The organism is Pseudomonas sp. NPDC087690, assembly GCF_044743175.1.
Classification (GTDB): domain Bacteria; phylum Pseudomonadota; class Gammaproteobacteria; order Pseudomonadales; family Pseudomonadaceae; genus Aquipseudomonas.
The window spans coordinates 54,500-58,612 of the sequence record NZ_JBIUVX010000033.1; the positions used below are offsets into that span (position 1 = coordinate 54,500).

At 57.3% G+C, this 4,113-nt stretch carries 3 protein-coding genes; 2 read left to right on the forward strand and 1 reads right to left on the reverse strand.

Annotation, left to right across the window (positions count from 1 at the left end; genetic code table 11):
* Window positions 1-341: 341 nt before the first annotated feature.
* Window positions 342-1,241 carry a LysR family transcriptional regulator gene (locus ACIPIZ_RS23225; protein ID WP_401167675.1) on the reverse strand — a complete coding sequence of 300 codons (900 nt, stop codon included), beginning with the start codon at window positions 1,239-1,241 and terminating at the stop codon, window positions 342-344.
* Window positions 1,242-1,399: 158 nt separating this feature from the next.
* On the opposite strand from ACIPIZ_RS23225, the gene ACIPIZ_RS23230 reads away from it, so the two are divergent.
* On the forward strand, window positions 1,400-2,581 hold the full coding sequence (locus ACIPIZ_RS23230; RefSeq protein WP_007953903.1) for an acyl-CoA dehydrogenase: 1,182 nt from the start codon (window positions 1,400-1,402) through the stop codon (window positions 2,579-2,581).
* Between the two features lie 13 nt (window positions 2,582-2,594).
* Window positions 2,595-3,815 (forward strand): CaiB/BaiF CoA-transferase family protein, encoded by a 1,221-nt coding sequence (locus tag ACIPIZ_RS23235; protein WP_064389775.1) that lies wholly within the window; start codon window positions 2,595-2,597, stop codon window positions 3,813-3,815.
* Window positions 3,816-4,113: the final 298 nt, after the last annotated feature.

A 4,113-nucleotide genomic window follows, 5' to 3' on the forward strand; every position in this document is an offset into this window, starting at 1 on the left:
CGGGGCGCGGCATTTTGCAGGCGAACTTTATGCCCTTCAAGGGATTATGACGGGTGACGGAAAATTAACTACAAGTCATGCCGTGACCGAATGTCGCAGATGACCAGCTGAATCCCTTGCAGGCCGTGCCTTGTAAGGATTCTGGTCGAATATGGAAAAATTTCTCATCGGTGGCGTGAATAGGCAGCAATGCGTCGCCAATGAAGGCTCAAAGCCACGTCGTCAGGCGCTTGTGGGACGTCTGTACGACTTTCGGATACAGTCTGTCGAATTGCGACAATTACTTATATCTGTAGGGCTTTGATTTTCCTGACTACGGGGTTAGTTATCGCTGTAAGCCTTTATCCTTCTAGGCTGTAGCTCTGTGCCTGAGTTACCAGCCAATCACGAAATGCCTTTAACGACGCTGATTCGACCTTTCGTTCGGGAATTATCAGGTAATAGGCCTTGATGCTGGAGAGTGCCTGCGGGTTGGCAATCACCAGGCGTTTCTCTGCCAATTCACGCTGAATCAAGAACGGTGGAATCAGCGCGATGCCCATGTCGTGCATGGCCGCTTGGGCGAGCATGGAGAATAGCTCGTAGCGCGGACCTGTCATGTCGCGGGGGATATTCAGGTGTCGCGAGTTGAACCACTGGCGCCAGGCGTAAGGGCGGGTGGTCTGTTGCAGCAGCGGTAGTTCGGCAATCTCGTCGGCGGTCAGAAGCGTCTTGTTGCCGAGTAGGGCGGGGCTGCACACCGGCATCGGATTTTCGCCCATCAGCCTATGGGATTCGGTACCTGACCAGTCGGCATCGCCGAAGTAGATCGCGGCATCGAATTCGGTATCCGCGAAGAGAAACGGGCGGGTGCGGTTGGTCAGGTTGACCGTGACTTCCGGGTGCTTGAGCTGGAAATCCTTGAGGCGCGGCAGCAGCCATTGCGTACCGAAGGTTGGCACCACCGCCAACTCGATCACATTGGTGCCTTGCTGGCCCATCACCGACAACGTGTCGCGCTCCACTGCGTCCAGTTGCGTGGCGACCCGACGACTGTAGGAAAGTCCTGCTTCGGTCAGCTTCACCCCGCGTCGCGAGCGTCGGAACAGTTCCACGCTGAGGAACTCCTCTAGGCTGGCGATCTGTCGGCAAATGGCGCCCTGGGTGAGGGAAAGTTCTTCGGCAGCCCGGGTAAAGCTCTCGTGGCGTGCAGCGGCTTCAAAGCTGATCAGGGCCGTGGTGCTGGGGATCTTCCTGCGCATGTACGTCAACCTCACTAATGCGCCGCATAAAAGGCATTTCGCGACGTTTCGGAGTGAGAAATTAGCACAACAGAATGCGAAATCCTCGTTTGCCGCGACGGCGAACCACGCCTAGGATCAATGCCACGTTAATTCAGCCGATTTGCGAGGACATACTCATGGGCGGTAAAGCTAGCTTCAACTGGATCGATCCCCTGCTGCTGGATCAACAGCTCACTGAAGAAGAGCGCATGATTCGCGACACCGCCGAGCAGTTCGCTCAACAGAGTCTCGCACCGCGTGTTCTTGAAGCCTTCCGCCATGAGAAGACTGATCCGGCGATCTTCCGCGAAATGGGCGAAGTCGGCCTGTTGGGTGCGACCATCCCTGAGCAGTACGGTGGCAGCGGCCTCAACTATGTCAGCTACGGCCTGATTGCTCGCGAAGTGGAGCGCGTCGACTCTGGCTATCGCTCGATGATGAGCGTGCAGTCGTCGCTGGTGATGGTGCCGATCAACGAATTCGGCACCGAAGCACAGAAACAGAAATACCTGCCGAAACTGGCGTCCGGTGAATGGATCGGCTGCTTCGGCCTGACCGAGCCAAACCATGGCTCCGACCCAGGTGCGATGATTACCCGTGCACGTAAAGTCGACGGCGGCTACAGCCTGACCGGCGCAAAAATGTGGATCACCAACAGCCCGATCGCCGATGTGTTCGTGGTCTGGGCCAAAGACGATGCCGGCGACATCCGTGGTTTCGTCCTGGAGAAGGGCTGGAAAGGCCTGAGTGCTCCGGCGATTCACGGCAAAGTAGGCCTGCGTGCTTCGATCACTGGTGAGATCGTCATGGACAACGTGTTTGTACCGGAAGAGAACATCTTCCCGGACGTGCGCGGTCTGAAAGGTCCGTTCACCTGCCTCAACTCTGCGCGCTACGGCATTTCCTGGGGCGCACTGGGCGCTGCCGAGTTCTGCTGGCACACCGCTCGCCAGTACACGCTGGATCGCCAACAGTTCGGTCGCCCATTGGCCGCTACTCAGTTGATCCAGAAGAAACTGGCCGACATGCAGACCGAGATCACGTTGGCCCTGCAAGGCTGCCTGCGCCTGGGTCGCATGAAGGACGAAGGTACTGCTGCGGTCGAAATCACTTCGATCATGAAGCGCAACTCCTGCGGCAAGTCGCTGGACATCGCCCGCATGGCGCGCGACATGCTCGGCGGCAACGGTATCTCCGACGAATTCGGCGTGGCCCGTCACCTGGTCAACCTGGAAGTGGTGAATACCTATGAAGGTACTCATGACGTTCACGCACTGATCCTTGGGCGTGCGCAAACCGGTCTGCAGGCGTTCTATTAATAGGAGAGCGACCATGGGCGCGCTGTCGCATCTGCGGGTACTGGATTTATCGCGCGTGTTGGCCGGGCCGTGGGCCGGGCAGATCCTCGCCGACCTTGGCGCCGAGGTGATCAAGGTCGAGCGTCCGGGCAATGGTGACGACACTCGCGCCTGGGGGCCGCCCTTCCTTAAAGACGCTTATGGCGAGAATACCTCGGAAGCGGCTTATTACCTGTCGGCCAACCGCAACAAGCAATCGGTGACCATCGACTTCACCCGTCCTGAGGGGCAGAAGCTGGTGCGCGAGTTGGCGGCCAAGTCGGACATCCTTATCGAGAACTTCAAGGTCGGTGGTCTGGCGGCTTATGGGCTGGACTATGAGTCGCTGAAGGCGATCAATCCGAACTTGATCTATTGCTCGATTACCGGGTTCGGCCAGACCGGGCCTTATGCCAAGCGCGCTGGCTATGACTTCATGATTCAGGGGCTGGGCGGGCTGATGAGTCTGACCGGTCGTCCCGAGGGTGATGAAGGTGCCGGGCCTGTGAAGGTCGGTGTGGCACTGACGGATATCCTCACGGGGCTTTATTCGACTGTCGCGATTCTTGCGGCGTTGGCTCATCGCGATCACGACGGTGGTGGTCAGCACATCGATATGGCGTTGCTGGATGTGCAGGTTGCGTGTCTAGCTAACCAGGCGATGAATTATCTGACCACGGGCAATGCGCCTAAGCGTCTGGGTAATGCGCATCCGAATATCGTGCCTTATCAGGACTTTCCTACGGCTGATGGTGATTTCATTCTTACCGTGGGTAATGACGGGCAGTTCCGAAAGTTTGCCGAAGTGGCGGGGCAGTCGCAGTGGGCTGACGATCCACGGTTTGCTACTAATAAACTGCGCGTCGCGAACCGGGCGGTGTTGATCCCGCTGATTCGCCAGGCGACGGTGTTCAAGACGACTGCCGAATGGGTTGCCGAGTTGGAGCAGGCGGGTGTGCCTTGTGGGCCGATCAATGATCTGTCGCAGGTATTCGAGGATCCGCAGGTGAAGGCGCGTGGTCTGGCGATAGAGCTGCCGCACGCACTGGCGGGAATGGTGCCGCAGGTGGCCAGTCCTATCCGTATGTCGCAGACACCGGTTGAGTATCGTCGTGCCCCGCCTTTGTTGGGTGAGCATACGCTTGAGGTTCTGCAGGGTGTGCTGGGCTTGGGCGCGGGTGCGGTGGCAGAGTTGAAGGCGGCTGGGGTGCTCTAAAGATCCCTTCTATATAGAAGGGATCACGTTTGCTTCCTATATATAGGTGCATTTGGTCGTTATTTAACCAATCTGCAAGTGTTTGAAAGAAAAGCGAAATTAACGGTTGACGGCAGATTTGAGATGTCTATAATTCGCCCCACTTCCGGCGCAGTCGAAACGGAAAACTCCTTGAGGTTCAATGAGTTATGTAGGTTTCGGCGGCAGGTTGCTTCAGTTCATCGAAGCCAAAAGGAAGTTGAAAAAGAGGTGTTGACAGCAGCGTGTAACGCTGTAGAATTCGCCTCCCGCTGCAGAG